This window comes from Formosa undariae (genome assembly GCF_042427615.1).
Lineage (GTDB): Bacteria > Bacteroidota > Bacteroidia > Flavobacteriales > Flavobacteriaceae > Formosa > Formosa undariae.
Map to the genome: position 1 here is coordinate 80,116 of NZ_JBHMEZ010000013.1, position 16,316 is coordinate 96,431.

The 16,316-nt window shown below is 32.5% G+C and carries 20 protein-coding genes; 2 read left to right on the forward strand and 18 right to left on the reverse strand.

Annotation, left to right across the window (positions count from 1 at the left end):
- The first annotated feature begins 49 nt into the window (after nt 1-49).
- Both ACFFVB_RS14970 and ACFFVB_RS14975 read left to right on the forward strand, forming a co-directional pair.
- Nucleotides 50-787 carry an MlaE family ABC transporter permease gene (locus ACFFVB_RS14970; protein WP_382384017.1) on the forward strand — a complete coding sequence of 246 codons (738 nt, stop codon included), beginning with the start codon at nt 50-52 and terminating at the stop codon, nt 785-787.
- Nucleotides 787-1,554: an ABC transporter ATP-binding protein gene (locus ACFFVB_RS14975; RefSeq protein ID WP_382384018.1), complete on the forward strand. Its 768-nt coding sequence runs from the start codon at nt 787-789 to the stop codon at nt 1,552-1,554. Before ACFFVB_RS14970 ends, ACFFVB_RS14975 begins: the two co-directional genes overlap by 1 nt.
- On the opposite strand, the gene ACFFVB_RS14980 is transcribed toward ACFFVB_RS14975, so the two are convergent.
- The 18 genes from ACFFVB_RS14980 to rpmD all read right to left on the reverse strand — a co-directional run bounded on the left by ACFFVB_RS14980 (nt 1,551) and on the right by rpmD (nt 16,315).
- On the reverse strand, nt 1,551-3,050 hold the full coding sequence (locus tag ACFFVB_RS14980; RefSeq protein ID WP_382384019.1) for a DUF389 domain-containing protein: 1,500 nt from the start codon (nt 3,048-3,050) through the stop codon (nt 1,551-1,553). The genes ACFFVB_RS14975 and ACFFVB_RS14980 overlap by 4 nt on opposite strands.
- A 3-nt stretch (nt 3,051-3,053) precedes the next feature.
- A complete protein-coding gene (locus ACFFVB_RS14985) occupies nt 3,054-4,133 on the reverse strand; it encodes a mannose-1-phosphate guanylyltransferase (protein WP_382384021.1) in 1,080 nt (359 codons plus the stop codon).
- A 12-nt stretch (nt 4,134-4,145) separates the two neighbouring features.
- On the reverse strand, nt 4,146-4,739 hold the full coding sequence (locus ACFFVB_RS14990) for a SprT-like domain-containing protein (protein ID WP_382384023.1): 594 nt from the start codon (nt 4,737-4,739) through the stop codon (nt 4,146-4,148).
- A 78-nt stretch (nt 4,740-4,817) separates the two neighbouring features.
- The gene (locus tag ACFFVB_RS14995; RefSeq protein ID WP_382384025.1) at nt 4,818-5,732 is read right to left on the reverse strand and encodes a dimethylarginine dimethylaminohydrolase family protein; all 915 of its coding nucleotides are present in this window, start codon (nt 5,730-5,732) and stop codon (nt 4,818-4,820) included.
- Nucleotides 5,733-5,828: 96 nt separating this feature from the next.
- Entirely contained in the window at nt 5,829-7,115 is a 1,287-nt protein-coding gene (locus ACFFVB_RS15000) for a citrate synthase (protein ID WP_382384027.1), read from the reverse strand.
- 175 nt (nt 7,116-7,290) lie between these two features.
- Nucleotides 7,291-8,580: a phosphopyruvate hydratase gene (gene eno / locus ACFFVB_RS15005; protein WP_382384028.1), complete on the reverse strand. Its 1,290-nt coding sequence runs from the start codon at nt 8,578-8,580 to the stop codon at nt 7,291-7,293.
- A gap of 167 nt (nt 8,581-8,747) precedes the next feature.
- Complete coding sequence (gene carA / locus ACFFVB_RS15010) at nt 8,748-9,851, reverse strand: glutamine-hydrolyzing carbamoyl-phosphate synthase small subunit (RefSeq protein WP_382384030.1); 1,104 nt, start codon at nt 9,849-9,851, stop codon at nt 8,748-8,750.
- Nucleotides 9,852-9,882: 31 nt separating this feature from the next.
- On the reverse strand, nt 9,883-10,605 hold the full coding sequence (locus tag ACFFVB_RS15015) for a hypothetical protein (RefSeq protein ID WP_382384032.1): 723 nt from the start codon (nt 10,603-10,605) through the stop codon (nt 9,883-9,885).
- An 80-nt stretch (nt 10,606-10,685) separates the two neighbouring features.
- Entirely contained in the window at nt 10,686-11,162 is a 477-nt protein-coding gene (gene rplQ, locus ACFFVB_RS15020) for a 50S ribosomal protein L17 (protein ID WP_382384034.1), read from the reverse strand.
- 58 nt (nt 11,163-11,220) lie between these two features.
- Nucleotides 11,221-12,213, reverse strand: coding sequence for a DNA-directed RNA polymerase subunit alpha (locus tag ACFFVB_RS15025; RefSeq protein ID WP_382384036.1), 993 nt, complete (start codon nt 12,211-12,213; stop codon nt 11,221-11,223).
- A 95-nt stretch (nt 12,214-12,308) separates the two neighbouring features.
- Nucleotides 12,309-12,914, reverse strand: a complete 606-nt coding sequence (gene rpsD, locus ACFFVB_RS15030) for a 30S ribosomal protein S4 (protein ID WP_382384037.1) — start codon at nt 12,912-12,914, stop codon at nt 12,309-12,311.
- A gap of 180 nt (nt 12,915-13,094) precedes the next feature.
- Nucleotides 13,095-13,487: a 30S ribosomal protein S11 gene (gene rpsK / locus ACFFVB_RS15035; protein WP_382384039.1), complete on the reverse strand. Its 393-nt coding sequence runs from the start codon at nt 13,485-13,487 to the stop codon at nt 13,095-13,097.
- 98 nt (nt 13,488-13,585) lie between these two features.
- Nucleotides 13,586-13,960 (reverse strand): 30S ribosomal protein S13, encoded by a 375-nt coding sequence (gene rpsM, locus ACFFVB_RS15040; protein WP_057783938.1) that lies wholly within the window; start codon nt 13,958-13,960, stop codon nt 13,586-13,588.
- A 2-nt stretch (nt 13,961-13,962) separates the two neighbouring features.
- A complete protein-coding gene (gene ykgO / locus ACFFVB_RS15045) occupies nt 13,963-14,079 on the reverse strand; it encodes a type B 50S ribosomal protein L36 (RefSeq protein WP_013305171.1) in 117 nt (38 codons plus the stop codon).
- A gap of 4 nt (nt 14,080-14,083) precedes the next feature.
- The gene (gene infA, locus ACFFVB_RS15050; RefSeq protein WP_007094967.1) at nt 14,084-14,299 is read right to left on the reverse strand and encodes a translation initiation factor IF-1; all 216 of its coding nucleotides are present in this window, start codon (nt 14,297-14,299) and stop codon (nt 14,084-14,086) included.
- Nucleotides 14,300-14,310: 11 nt separating this feature from the next.
- Nucleotides 14,311-15,654 (reverse strand): preprotein translocase subunit SecY, encoded by a 1,344-nt coding sequence (gene secY / locus ACFFVB_RS15055; RefSeq protein WP_382384043.1) that lies wholly within the window; start codon nt 15,652-15,654, stop codon nt 14,311-14,313.
- Between the two features lie 14 nt (nt 15,655-15,668).
- On the reverse strand, nt 15,669-16,121 hold the full coding sequence (gene rplO / locus ACFFVB_RS15060; RefSeq protein WP_382384045.1) for a 50S ribosomal protein L15: 453 nt from the start codon (nt 16,119-16,121) through the stop codon (nt 15,669-15,671).
- A 14-nt stretch (nt 16,122-16,135) separates the two neighbouring features.
- Nucleotides 16,136-16,315, reverse strand: a complete 180-nt coding sequence (gene rpmD / locus ACFFVB_RS15065; protein ID WP_299778445.1) for a 50S ribosomal protein L30 — start codon at nt 16,313-16,315, stop codon at nt 16,136-16,138.
- Nucleotide 16,316 lies beyond the last annotated feature (1 nt).

The window sequence follows — 16,316 nt, forward strand, 5'->3', positions numbered from 1 at the left end:
ATTAAATAAGTTATAGTATTTATTTACTTTAGCACTTACAAAACATTCTATGAGCTATCTGCACAGTATTGGCGCTTACGCCATAATGATTATTGAGATTTTCAAGAAACCGACGAAGTGGTCGGTTATGAAAAAACTCATTCTTAAAGACATCGATGATTTAATTATTGGTTCTTTGGGTATAGTTGCATTCATTTCCTTTTTTGTTGGAAGTGTTGTTACTATTCAAACAGCTTTAAATATGGATAATCCATTAATACCGAAATCGTTAATAGGTTTTGCCACTAGGCAATCTGTAATTTTAGAATTTGCTCCCACTTTTATTTCCATAATTATGGCAGGGAAAGTAGGATCTTTTATCACCTCTAGTATTGGTACTATGCGTGTAACAGAGCAAATAGACGCTTTGGAGGTAATGGGAATTAATGCGCTTAACTATTTAGTTTTCCCTAAATTGATTGCATTAATGCTATATCCTTTTGTTATTTCTATTTCTATGTTTTTAGGAATTGTAGGTGGATTAGCGGCATGTGCTTTTGGTAATTTTGCATCTGTAAACGATTATATTATTGGACTTCAAGAAGATTTCATTCCATATCATATTGCATATGCTTTTATAAAAACCATTGGTTTTGCATTACTTTTAGCAACCATTCCGGCATATCATGGTTTTTATATGAAAGGTGGAGCTTTAGATGTTGGTAAAGCAAGTACAGTATCGTTTGTTTGGACCAGTGTTGCCATAATAACATTGAATTTTATACTAACACAAATCTTATTAAGCTAATGATTGAAGTTAAAGATTTACAGAAATCCTTTGGAGATTCTCACATTTTAAAAGGAATTAGCACGACGTTTGAAAAAGGAAAAACAAACCTTATTATCGGACAAAGTGGTTCTGGTAAAACAGTATTTTTAAAATGTCTTTTAGGCTTATTCAATTATGAGTCTGGAAGTATTGCATATGAAGGACGCATATTTTCAAAATTATCTGATGAAGAAAAACGTGAAATTAGAGCAGAAATAGGCATGGTGTTTCAAGGCAGTGCTTTATTTGATTCTATGACGATTGCTGAAAACGTAAAATTTCCTTTACAGATGTTTACTAAACAAAGTAACAGTGAAATGGACGACCGTGTTAACTTTGTTTTAAAACGTGTAAATCTAGAAGGAGCTCACAATAAACTTCCTTCTGAAGCTTCCGGAGGTATGCAGAAACGAGTTGCTATAGCACGTGCCATAGTGAATAAACCAAAGTTCTTATTTTGCGACGAACCCAATTCTGGATTAGACCCAAAAACAGCTATTGTTATAGATAATCTTATTCAAGAAATCACAAACGAATACAATATTACCACCGTTATAAATACTCACGATATGAATTCGGTGATGGAAATTGGCGAAAAAATTATATTTTTAAAAGATGGTCTAAAGGCCTGGGAAGGTTCTAAAGACACCATTTTTAGAACGGACAATGAAGTTGTAACAGACTTTGTTTATTCCTCAGAGTTATTTAAAAAGGTACGTAAGATGTATATCGAAGAAAACAATTAATGTTTCACACGTTCGATAACTAAAGTATCTAACTTTAATTTATATTTTAACCAACGCTCTAACTTATCTTGATCTTTTACTAAAGACTCTTCCTTCATGCCTTCTTTCCAACTTACTCCGAAAACAGGCACCGTATCAATCTTTTTAAAATTTGAGGTAATTACAGGAGCATAACTAAATGAGACCAAGTTATCATAGTTAATTTGAACCTCTTTAAGGATACTTTCAAACGGAATCGTTTTATCTTCTAAATACTGCAGCTGACCAACTTTTTTTTCTAAAAACGCAATTTTCTGAGTTTGAGAAAGTAAATCTAAAGAATCACGATATCGTAATTGCTCCATATATTTCACGTTATCCACATTTGAACTATTTTGATTGAATACAAAATGAGAATTTTGTAAAGAAGGATAATCCGCTAATCTAGCCTTTAATAGTTGGATAGTTTCTACAGGAATATAACCTAAACCATAGGTATTGAATTCAAAAATAGAACCGTCTTTACTATTCGAATATTTGTAAACAACATTCTTTTTAATGTACTCATATTGTGGCAACCCTTTTAATTCTCGGTCTAAGTATAACTGAGCTTCTCTATTAAAATTGCTCTCTTTTAAAACATCTACAAATGTCCACATTGCAGGAATCATAACTACTATAGCTAATACAGAAGCTATTTGTGATATACGCTTTCTTTTCTTAGAATTTACGTATTTAATCATTGGAAAACGTAAAATCTTAAGTGCAATAAACGTTGCTAAAGCAATAAAAATAGTATTTATTATAAACAAGTAAAAAGCACCTGAAGCATAGCCAATTCCTTTAGAGAAATCGTCGAAAGCGACAGCTAATCCATATCCTACTGTACATAAAGGAGGCATTAAGGCTGTTGCAATCGCTACACCAAAAATCACAGATGCGATTGTTCCTTTTTTAGTACGCGCTATAATTAGCGCCGCACCACCAAAAAAGGCAATAAGAACGTCTCTAATATCAGGTTTTGTACGTGCTAATAACTCTAAAGATTCTTCTTGTAAAGGGAAAAATTTATAAAATAAAAATGCGGTCAAAACACTTAATAGTATCATGACCCCAAAATTAATAAGGGATTTTCTAAGCGTATCGATATCATTAATTGCAACCGATAATCCAATTCCTAAAATAGGCCCCATTAAGGGAGAGATTAACATGGCACCAATAACCACTGCTGTAGAATTTGCATTTAATCCGATAGAGGCGACAAAGATAGAACAAATCAAAATCCAAGCGGTAGCACCTTTAAAAGGGATATCTCCTTTAATCGCATCTATAGTCGCTTGCTGATCTGTATCTTGTCTGAAATCTAAAAGTTCTGACAAAAAATTCCTAAGGTTTTCAAGTAAGCCTTTCGCATCTTTCTTAATACCTTCCTTAGAATTCTCTACAGTCGATTTTTGTGTTGAAGCTTTCACTTTGTCTGCTTCATCCTCTTCGAAATTAAATTTATTTTCGCTCATAAATTAACAGTATTCATCTCCAAACACGTCCCTAACTTTATTACGCAATTGTTTTATATCTTGTTCTTTCTCTTTTGGATAAATTAAAAGGACATCATCCTTATCTATTATAATATAATCATTTAAACCTTCTACGACAACAATTTTATCGCCCTTAGTTCTAATCATATTACCACTTGCATCTTTTACTAAAGTTCTAGCGTTTACAACGGCATTATTATCGGCATCTTTATCTAACTTATCGTATAAACTTCCCCAAGTACCTAAATCGTTCCAATCGAATTCGGCAGATAAAACATAAACATTTTTCGCCCCTTCCATAATTGCATAATCCACAGAAATATTTTCTGCTTTCTCGTAATTTTCCGCAATAAATTCAGATTCTAATTCGGTATTATATGCGGGAATTCCGTTTTCAAATAATTGAAATAATTCTGGTTGATTAGATTTAAATGCTTTTACCACACTCGAAACACTCCACATAAAAATACCAGCATTCCATACAAAATTACCTTGCTTTATAAAGGATTTTGCTGTTTCATAATCTGGTTTTTCTCTGAATTGCTTTACTTGTTTTACAACATTTTCTGTTTCTGTATCAAATTCGATATATCCATATCCTGTATTTGGGAATGTCGGTTGAATACCTAATGTCATTAAAGCATCTTTTTCCTGACAAAAATCAAAAGCCGTTACTACATTTTTAGCAAACGCATCTTCGTCTTCGATCCAATGATCGCTTGGAGCTACTAACATTAAAGCATCTGGATTCTCCTTCTGAATTTTTAATGCAGCATATAAAATACAAGGTCCGGTATTTCTCATCGCTGGTTCTAAAACCACTTGCTCTTGAGACACTTCTGGAAGTTGTTCCAAAACAAGGTCGTTATAGTCGGCATTAGTAAGAATATAAATATTCTGTTTAGGAATAAATTTTGCTAAACGCTGAAATGTTTTTTGGATTAAAGTATCTCCAGTTCCTAACATATCGTGAAACTGTTTTGGAAAACTGTTTTTGCTTATAGGCCAAAATCTTGAGCCTACTCCGCCTGCCATAATAATGGCGTAATTATTCTTGTTCATTCTTACTTGTTATTAAATAAGTTCTATTTCTACATTCGGGTTAAATAAATACGTTTTTCCCGTTTTTATTTCAATACATTCAAAACGTTTTACACGCTTATTACCTTTTTTAAATTGCCTACCATTATGTATTTTGAATATACTACCACGCGGCACTTCAAAAATATAAGTTTTATCCGAATTATCATCATATTGTTTTAAAGCTAAAGATAAAATATGATCTGTGTCACTAGTTGCCTTCGGATTTTTAAAATGATTTGCTAATAAAGGTAATAGATCAATGGGAAATACCTTTGGATTTAAAAAAGGCAACATTAAATGCTGAAAAGTAAATTTCCACTCTTTACCATGTGGTTTTATAAACTGTCCATAATTCTGGAAGGCTTCAAAATGAGCAATTTCATGAATTAGGGTAATTAAAAACCGATATGAATTCAAATTAGAATTAACTGTAATGAGATGTCTCCCATTCTTCAATTTTCTATAATCTCCGTGTCTCGTTTTACGTTCTCGTTTTACAATAAAATCGAGTTTATCGTTAGCCAGTAATTCCAATACTTGAGGAATTGAATGTTCTGGTATATAGCCTTGAAGTGTGTTATGCATTCTACAACAAATGTAAATGAAACTAATTAAAAACCAATAGTATTATACCTTTAAGCGTCTTACAAAAATAGATTTCAGTTAGTCTCTAATTAGTGGCATAGTAGAACAACGTAATAAACCTTCCTGTTTAGAAATCTCTGCATAAGGAACCTCCTCTACGATTACACCTTTAGAGCGTAACCACGTGTTTAGTCTAAGAAATTTCACTTCTGAAATGACAACATTCTCATCAATAGAAAATATATTACTGTTCATATTATACATTTCATCTCTTGATATATGAAACAGATTAGATGCTCCGAATAAATCTACTAAATACAAATAATCAGATTCGTCTCTAAACCCATCTTTATAAATTATAGCTTTATCTCTACCAACTGGTTGAAAACAACAGTCTAAATGTAATGCATTATCTCTAGGCTCTATATTTGATTTAGCCAGATCAAATTCTTTTACAATTTTATCAGGAAACAGCTCTTTTATAAATTTCACACCTTCAAGATTGGTACGTGCTGTAATATGACTTGAGTAATCGTCTCCTTTATAGGTTCCGATAAAAATATGATCGTTAAAAAGCATTACATCTCCTCCTTCGATATGTACTTCCTCTGGAGGTGTAATAATATGATCTGGATGAATTAAATTAATAACATCTTGAAGTGCTTCTAACTCCTGTTCGCGATCGGGAAGTATATTTGCTTTTATAAATTTATTACCAACTACAAATGCAATATCTCTAGCAAAAATTTGGTTATAATCTTCGATAAGTTTAGGACGAAAGACCTTTACATTGTACTTTTTAAAGATTTCTGCAACAGCTTCCATCTCCTTAACCATATCGGCTTCTAAAGGATAGGTTCCTGCCTTAATATGTTCAATGGACTTCGGATCGTAAGCTTCTTCAATTAAAGGCACTGGACCGTTAGAAATAGCTGTTCCTAATACAACGGCACGTAACCGCGAGGTTTCATTTGTTACTTTTAATGACAACATATCTTTTTAAATAAAAATGTCATTCCGAATATTTATAAAACAAAATTATGCTTTAAAATTATTCAAAATGACATTTGATTATAAAATCGTTATCTACTAACGATTTTCAACTTCAATAAAAGGTCTTAGTGTTTCACCAATATATAATTGACGAGGACGACCAATTGGTTCTTTTCTTAAACGCATTTCTCTCCATTGTGCGATCCAACCTGGTAAACGTCCGATTGCAAACATAACAGTAAACATCTCTTGTGGAATATTCATTGCTCTGTATATGATACCTGAATAGAAATCAACGTTTGGATATAATTTTCTATCAACAAAATATTGATCTTCTAAAGCTTCTTTCTCTAAACCTTTAGCTATTTCTAAGATTGGATCTTCTATTCCTAAAGCCTCTAGTACATCGTCTGCCGCTTTTTTAATGATTTTTGCTCTTGGATCAAAATTCTTATATACACGGTGTCCGAATCCCATTAATCTAAATGGATCATTCTTATCTTTCGCCTTAGCCATATACTTCTTAGTGTCACCACCATCAGCTTCTATAGCTTGAAGCATTTCTAAAACGGCTTGATTAGCACCACCATGAAGTGGTCCCCATAAGGCAGAAATACCAGCAGAAATTGAAGCAAATAATCCTGCATGAGCAGAACCTACTATTCTTACTGTAGATGTAGAACAATTTTGTTCATGATCTGCATGTAAAATTAATAATTTATCTAACGCATCTACTAAAACTTGGTTTTGTACATATTTAGTACTAGGTCTAGAAAACATCATTTTAAGAATATTTTCTACATATCCTAATTCGTCATCTCCGTAATCTAAAGGAAGACCTTGTTTCTTACGCATAGTCCACGCTACTAAAACAGGCATTTTACCTAAAATTTTAACGATGGCTTTATACATATCCTCTTCTGAATTTACATTCACAGAAGACGGGTTAAATGCTGTTAAAGCACTTGTTAGAGAAGATATTATTCCCATTGGATGTGCGGTCCTTGGAAAAGCATCTAAAATTTTCTTTATATCTTCATCGACTGCCGATTGCGCTTTAATATCATCATGAAATTTATCATTCTGAGCTTTTGTAGGTAATTCTCCAAAGATTAAAAGATAAGTAACTTCTAAGAAGTCTACTTTCTGAGCAAGTTCTTCTATAGAATAACCACGATATCTTAAAATTCCTTTTTCACCATCTAAAAAGGTAATAGCACTCTCACAAGACCCAGTGTTTTTAAAACCTGAATCTAACGTAATTACTCCTTTTGTAGCAGTTCTTAAAGTAGTTATATCGATTGCGACTTCATTTTCAGTTCCTGTTATTATAGGAAATTCGTACTTTTCCCCATCGATTTCAATTGTGGCTTGTTTTGACATATTAATATACTTATGTTTTTTTGTTTTTTTTCTTGATTCGCGCTAAAATACAAAATCTATTACTAATTATTAATATAAATCCAATATCAATAATTAATTAATACGTAAATATATAAATAACAAAAAACGATTATTTTCACAAATAATCGTTTTTAGAATATATTTTAAAAAAATATTAGAATTTAAAAGCTTTCCCTTGTGGGTAATAAGCTACATCTCCTAATTCTTCTTCGATACGTAATAATTGGTTGTATTTAGCCATACGGTCACTTCTAGAAGCAGAACCCGTTTTAATTTGACCACAATTTAATGCTACTGCTAAATCTGCAATAGTGTTATCTTCAGTTTCTCCAGAACGGTGAGACATTACAGAAGTATACCCTGCATTTTTAGCCATATTTACTGCTGCGATAGTTTCTGTTAAAGATCCAATTTGGTTAACTTTAATTAGAATTGAATTTGCAATACCTTCTTCGATACCACGAGATAAACGCTCTACGTTAGTTACAAATAAATCATCACCAACTAATTGCACTTTATCTCCAATTTTGTCAGTAAGTAATTTCCAACCTGCCCAGTCATTTTCATCCATACCATCTTCAATAGAGATTATTGGGTATTTAGCAGATAATTCAGCTAAGTATTCAGCTTGTTCTTCACTAGTTCTGATCTTACCTGTTGGACCTTCGAATTTAGTATAATCGTATTTTCCATCAACAAAAAATTCTGCCGCAGCACAATCTAAAGCAACCATAACATCATCTCCGAATGTATAACCAGCCTTTTCTACAGCCAATTTAATAGAGTCTAAAGCATCTTCTGTTCCACCTTCTAAAGTTGGAGCAAATCCACCTTCGTCACCTACAGCAGTACTTAAACCTCTATCGTGTAATACTTTTTTAAGGTTATGGAAAATTTCAGTTCCCATTTGCATTGCATGTGTAAAGTTTTTAGCTTTAACAGGCATGATCATAAATTCTTGAAACGCAATAGGCGCATCACTATGAGAACCACCATTAATGATGTTCATCATTGGTACTGGTAATGTATTTGCAGAAACACCACCTACATAACGATATAAAGGCACTCCTAATTCGAAAGCTGCTGCTTTAGCTACTGCTAAAGACACCCCTAAAATTGCGTTAGCCCCTAATTTTGATTTGTTAGGCGTTCCATCTAAATCTATCATGACTTGATCAATTTGATTTTGATCGTATACAGACATTCCTAATAATTCTTCAGCTATAATACTGTTTACATTATCTACAGCCTTAGAAACTCCTTTTCCCATATAAGAATCTCCACCATCTCTCAATTCTACTGCTTCATGCTCTCCTGTAGATGCTCCTGAAGGAACTGCTGCTCTTCCAAATGCTCCAATTTCTGTTTCTACATCTACTTCAACTGTTGGATTTCCACGGGAATCTAAAATTTGTCTTGCATGAATCTTGATAATTCTACTCATCGTATTAGTATTTAAAAAGTTAATTTTTTTGTTATAAAACACTAAATTACAAAATTGTAAGTCTACATTTTAAGAAATAAGGTTATATTTATCTTATAATATTACTACATTGTTTTCGTAACAAAAAAACCTCAAATAAAGCAAGCTTTTTTTGAGGTTTTTAATATTTATTTCTTGATATTCTCTATAAATTGATCAAACAAATAGTTGGCGTCGTTTGGTCCAGGACTTGCTTCCGGATGATATTGAACTGAAAAACAATTCTTATTTTTCATTCTTAATCCAGCCAATGTATTATCATTTAAATGCACATGAGTCACTTCCAAATCTGGGTGGGCTTCAACCTCTTCTCTATTGACTGCAAAACCATGGTTTTGAGATGTTATTTCACCTTTACCAGTAATTAAGTTTTTAACAGGATGGTTAATACCACGATGCCCATTATGCATTTTGTAGGTAGAAATACCATTCGCTAAGGCAATAACTTGATGCCCCAAACAAATACCAAATACAGGTAAATCTCTCTTTATAATTTCTCTTGCCACTTCCTGAGCAGAAGTTAAAGGTTCAGGATCACCAGGTCCATTAGATAAGAAATATCCGTTAGGATTAAAAGCACTTAAATCTTCGAAAGTAGAATTATAAGGAAACACCTTAATGTAAGCCCCACGTTTAGCTAAATTTCGTAAGATATTCTTTTTAATACCTAAATCTAAAGCAGCAATTTTAATATCTGAATTTTCGTCTCCTACAAAATAAGGTTCTTTAGTAGACACTTTTGAAGCCAACTCAAGCCCGTTCATTTCAGGAATATCCTTCAGTTTCGCCTTAAGACCTTCTATATTATCCACATCTGTAGAAATAACAGCATTCATGGCTCCATTATCTCTAATGTAACTTACAAGTGCACGTGTATCTATATCTGAAACAGCCAATAAATTATTTTTATTTAGAAAATCTTCTAAACTTAAATCGGCTGAAGGTCTTGAATAATTGTAACTGAAATTTTTACAAATTAATCCAGAAATTTTAATTCCATCAGATTCAATTTCACTTTCTTCAGTACCATAGTTCCCAATATGTGCATTGGTAGCCACCATTAATTGTCCAAAATACGAAGGATCTGTAAAAATTTCTTGGTACCCTGTCATACCAGTATTAAAACAAACTTCTCCAAATGCAGTACCTTCTCTATTCCCCACAACTTTACCATGAAAAATAGTACCATCGGCTAACAATACAACTGCCTTATTTCTTTTTTGATATTTCATTTTTTAAAATACGTTACAAAATTGATTAAACTTATAAAGACTTAGAATAATTAAGAAGAATTTTTAAATCATTTTCATCTTTATAAGACAAGTTCTTTTCTTTATAAAAAGCCTTCACTTTATCTTGATTATCCTTGTCGACTAAGCTATATACTAATTTTTTATTAAAATTAACTTCATTAAAATCCTCCTGCTCTGGATGTTTTGAAATATAATATATCTCCTTTTTAATATACTTGTCTGGACTAAGTTTACGACCTGTCATATGATTAACCTGACCCTCGTTTACAGCAAGTTTATATTTTTTAACTAACAATATATCATCTGAAGAAAAAATTTCCTCAAATAGAGCATTACTATTATAATCAGGATCTTTAAATAACTTAAAGGTTTTATCGCGAATTATAATTTTATCTATATGAGATGAATTTATTACAAATAAAGAATCCTTGGCATACTTCATTTCAAATCGTCTAGACTGAATATTAAAATTTGAGGTAGGCAAACTATATGCTTTAGCATTGTTAGAAAAGAAGATTTTACCATCGTTATACCAATCATCATATAAATAAATAGACCCCTTTATATCTGAGCTCTTATTTACATTATAAGTCGAAATGGTTGCACCTGCAGTAATTGGTAATGCACTAACTTGATGCTCATTTGAGGCATCAACCATCGTGTTAGTATTTGTTTGAGCACTAATCGTGGTACTAATAAAACCACTGAATAATAATATTATTATATACTTCATAATTTTTTTCACGCAAATATAAAAAAAAAGGCCACCCTAAATAGGGTAGCCTCTTTTTATTTATATAATGCTATTAACATTTATTCTTCTTCGTTAGAAGCTTCAGTAGTGTCTACAGCAGGAGCAGCAGCTGGTTTAGAACCACCTCTTCTACTTCTACGTGTAGTTTTCTTCTCTGCTTTACCAGCATTATAGATTTCGTTGTAATCAACTAATTCTATCATTGCCATATCAGCATTATCTCCTAAACGATTTCCAAGTTTAATGATACGTGTGTATCCTCCTGGTCTATCACCTACTTTAGTAGCAACATCTCTAAATAATTCAGTTACTGCTTCTTTTTGTCTTAATTTACTAAATACAATACGTCTGTTGTGTGTTGTATCAGCTTTAGACTTAGTTACTAAAGGCTCAAAAAATTGTTTTAAAGCTTTAGCTTTAGCAACAGTAGTATTAATACGTTTGTGCTCTATTAAAGAACAAGCCATATTAGCAAGCATAGCTTTTCTATGAGCTGTTTGTCTACCTAAGTGATTTACTTTTTTTCCGTGTCTCATGACATTTGTGTTATCATCTTGCTACCAAACTCGTGATCGAGGAGCAAAATATGATTAATTAATCTTTATCTAATTTGTATTTTGATAAGTCCATACCAAAGTTTAAACCTTTAACATTAACAAGCTCTTCAAGCTCTGTTAAAGATTTTTTACCGAAGTTACGGAACTTCATTAAGTCGTTTTTATTAAATGATACAAGATCACCTAACGTATCAACTTCCGCAGCTTTTAAACAATTAAGAGCACGAACTGAAAGGTCCATGTCTACAAGTTTAGTTTTAAGCAACTGTCTCATGTGAAGGGATTCTTCATCATAAGTTTCAGTTTGTGCAATTTCATCCGCTTCTAATGTAATACGCTCATCAGAGAATAACATAAAGTGGTGAATTAGCGTCTTAGCAGCTTCAGTCAAAGCATCTTGAGGCGTAATAGAACCATCAGATTCAATTTCGAAAACTAATTTTTCGTAATCTGTCTTTTGTTCTACACGGTAATTCTCAATACTATACTTAACATTTTTAATAGGAGTATATATAGAATCTACAAAGATAGTTCCAATTGGTGCAGTAGCTTTTTTATTCTCTTCTGCAGGAACATAACCTCTCCCTTTTTCAATAGTAATTTCCATATTTACTGTTACCTTAGGATCTAAATTACAGATAACTAAATCTGAATTTAAAACTTGGAAACCGGAAATATATTTTTGGAAATCGCCAGCCGTGATTTTGTCTTGTCCAGAAATAGAAATAGAAACAGATTCGTTATCTACATCCTCTATTTGTCTTTTAAAACGTACTTGTTTTAAATTCAAAATTATTTCTGTAACATCTTCTACAACACCAGGTATTGTTGAAAACTCATGATCTACACCTTCTATTCTTACTGATGTAATTGCAAACCCTTCTAAAGAAGAAAGTAAAACTCTTCTTAAAGCATTTCCAACTGTTAATCCATAACCAGGTTCTAAAGGTCTAAATTCGAATTTACCGTGAAAATCGGTAGAATCGATCATGATTACTTTATCGGGCTTCTGAAAATTAAATACTGCCATATTTTCTTCGTTTTAATTGTTATTTAGTTGCGCGGATTATAAGTTTGAAGAAACACGAATAAACCCTTTGGCTAAATACCAATAGTTGTTAATTATTATTTAGAATATAGTTCTACTATGAACTGCTCGTTAATGTTTTCAGGAATCTGAATTCTAGCAGGTACAGAAACGTAAGTTCCTTGCTTAGTTTCATTATTCCAAGTAATCCATTCGAAAACTTGACTTGAATTTGATAGAGATCTATCAATAGTTTCAAGTGATTTTGATTTTTCTCTTACAGCAACAACATCTCCTGCTTTTAAATTGTAAGAAGGAATATTTACCAACTCACCATTTACAGTAATATGTCTGTGAGATACTAATTGTCTAGCACCACTTCTAGAAGGAGAAAGTCCCATTCTATAAACAACGTTATCTAATCTAGATTCACATAATTGTAATAATACTTCACCAGTAATACCTTGTGAAGCAGTTGCTTTTTTGAATAAACCTCTAAATTGACGCTCTAATATACCGTAAGTATATTTCGCTTTTTGCTTTTCCATTAATTGGATTGCATATTCAGATTTTTTTCCACGACGCTTGTTAGCTCCGTGTTGACCTGGAGGGTAATTTCTTTTCTCGAAAGATTTGTCATCTCCAAAAATAGCTTCACCAAACTTACGAGCTATTTTAGTTTTAGGACCAGTATATCTTGCCATAATAAATTGATTTTAAAGAGTGATTATGAATTAAGGTCTTAATCTTATCCTTCGATAATCGTTAATCTCTTTGTTATACTTGTTAAATTATTTTTTTAAAGTGTGCAAATTTACATATAAAAAAATTAATACCAACTGTAAAATAGCTGATATTAATTTTTTTTGATATTTAATGTAAAATTATACTCTTCTACGTTTTGGAGGACGACATCCATTATGTGGTAATGGAGTAACATCAATAATTTCTGTTACTTCAACACCTGCATTATGAATAGAACGAATAGCAGATTCTCTACCATTCCCTGGTCCTTTAACATAAACTTTTACTTTTTTAAGACCTGCCTCTTGAGCAACAGCAACAGCATCTTCTGCAGCTAATTGTGCTGCGTAAGGTGTGTTCTTTTTAGATCCTCTAAATCCCATTTTACCAGCAGAAGACCAAGAAATAACGTCTCCTTTTTTGTTGGTAAGAGAAATAATAATGTTGTTAAAAGAAGCAGTAACGTGAGCTTCTCCTACAGCATCTACTATAACTTTACGTTTTTTAGTACTTTTTGTATTTGACTTTGCCATATTATTTTAGTTTCTAGTTGTTAGTTGTTAGTGATAGAATCCTAAACCTTGCGATTTCAAGCAGATTCATCTAGCATCTAAATACTAATGACTTTTAATTATTTAGTTGCTTTCTTCTTGTTAGCAACAGTTTTTCTTCTACCTTTTCTAGTTCTAGAGTTGTTCTTAGTACGTTGTCCTCTTAAAGGAAGACCCGCTCTATGACGAATACCTCTGTAACATCCAATATCCATTAATCGCTTAATGCTTAATTGAGTTTCAGAACGTAATTCACCTTCAATAGTGAACTTAGAAACAGCTTCACGAATAGCCCCTATTTCATCATCCGTCCAATCTTGAACTTTTGTATTTTCGTCAACTTTAGCTTCTGCTAAAATTTGTTGTGATCTAGTACTACCTATTCCATAGATATAAGTTAAAGAGATCACTCCTCTTTTCTGTTTTGGTATGTCTACACCTGCAATTCTTGCCATAACTACCCTTGTCTTTGTTTGAATCTAGGATTCTTTTTGTTAATTACGTAAAGTCTACCTTTTCTACGCACGATTTTACAATCTGCACTTCTTTTTTTAACTGATGCTCTTACTTTCATCGTATTAGTATCTATAAGTTATTCTAGCCTTAGTTAAATCGTAAGGACTCATTTCTAATTTTACTTTATCACCTGGTAACAATTTAATGTAATGCATACGCATTTTACCAGATATATGAGCAGTCACAATGTGACCATTCTCCAACTCAACACGAAACATAGCATTAGATAATGCCTCTATAATTGTTCCGTCTTGTTCTATTGCTGCTTGTTTTGCCATTGTATAATATATTAAGCTACTGCTTTTCTATTTTTACCAGTTTTCATCAAGCCGTCATAGTGTCTATTCAACAAGTAAGAATTTACTTGTTGCATCGTGTCAATTGCAACTCCTACCAAAATTAATAGCGATGTACCACCAAAAAATAAAGCCCATCCCGATTGTACGTTCATTAACTTTACAACTATCGCTGGAAATATAGCAATAAGAGCAAGGAAAATAGAACCTGGTAATGTTATTTGAGACATAATCTTATCTAAATACTCAGATGTTTCAGACCCTGGACGAATCCCTGGAATAAAACCTCCACTACGTTTTAAATCGTCTGCCATCTTGTTCGTAGGAACAGTAATCGCAGTATAAAAATACGTGAATATGATAATTAAGAATGCGAATAATAAATTATACCAAAATCCGAATATATCAGAAAATTGTGATTGTAACCATTGTCCCGCAGCAGAATCCTTCATCATAGAAGTCCCTCCTATTAAACCTGGCACAAACATAATTGCTTGAGCAAAAATAATTGGCATTACTCCAGAAGCGTTAAGTTTTAATGGAATATATTGTCTAGATCCCATAATGTTTTTCTCATATCCTCCAGAAGCAGTACGTCTTGCATATTGAACAGCGATTTTTCTCACTGCCATAATAAGCATAATAGATGCAAAGATAATAACAAACCACAACACTAACTCGATAAGGATTAACATTACATTATTCCCTTCTAAACGAGATGCTGCGTTTTGGAAGAAAGACAATGGCATACGTGCAATAATACCCACCATAATTAAAAGTGATATACCATTACCAATACCTTTATCCGTAATCTTTTCCCCTAACCACATTGCAAAGATACAACCTGTAACTAAGATGACTATAGAAGAAAAATAGAATAAACCACCTTGTCCTAATAAGAACGCACTCTGTGGAATACCTAAACTAGGTAAACTTGCTAAATAACCTGGTGCTTGCACCAAACAGATCGCTATAGTTAACCAACGCGTGATTTGATTAATTTTCTTTTGCCCACTTGCGCCTTCTTTTTGTAATTTTTGCAAGTAAGGAATTGCTATTCCCATTAATTGCACTACAATAGAAGCAGAAATGTAAGGCATAATACCTAAAGCGAATATTGATGCATTAGCAAAAGCTCCACCTGTAAATGCATTAAGTAAACCAAGTAATCCAGAATCTGTATTACTTTGTAAGGTTTCTAATTGTGCTGCATCGATACCAGGTAAAACAACTTGTGCACCAAATCGATAAACTAATAATAGACCCACCGTTAAGATGATTCTATTTCTTAGTTCTTCAATTTTCCAAACATTCTTTAACGTTTCTATAAATTTCATGCTCTATTACGTGATTATAAAGTTACAGCTTCTCCTCCTGCAGCTTCGATAGCAGCTTTTGCTGAAGCAGTAAATTTATGAGCAGTTACTTTTAATTTTGCTTTTAGTTCACCTCTACCTAAGATTTTAACTAGATCATTCTTTCCAGTTACACCTATAGACATTAATGAGTCTAAATTTACTGTGTCGTTAATTTTCTTTTCATCAACTAACTGTTGTAATTTATCTAAGTTTACACCTTGATACTCTACACGGTTAATATTAATAAAACCAAATTTAGGTACACGTCTTTGAAGTGGCATTTGCCCTCCTTCAAATCCAAGTTTCCTAGAATAACCAGAACGAGATTTAGCTCCCTTGTGACCACGTGTAGCAGTCCCACCTTTACCAGAACCTTGTCCACGACCTATTCTTTTTCCTTGATTTTTAACTGAACCTTCTGCAGGTTTTAATTTACTTAAATCCATTTCTCAGTTTATTATTAAGCTTCTTCTACAGAAACTAAGTGTTCAACTTTAGCAACCATACCAAGAATATTTGGTGTGTTTTCATGCTCTACGACATGCCCAATACGTTTAAGACCTAGAGCTTCTAAAGTTCTCTTTTGTCTTTGTGTACGTTTAATTGCGCTTTTAACTTTCGTTACTTTAATCTTTCCCATC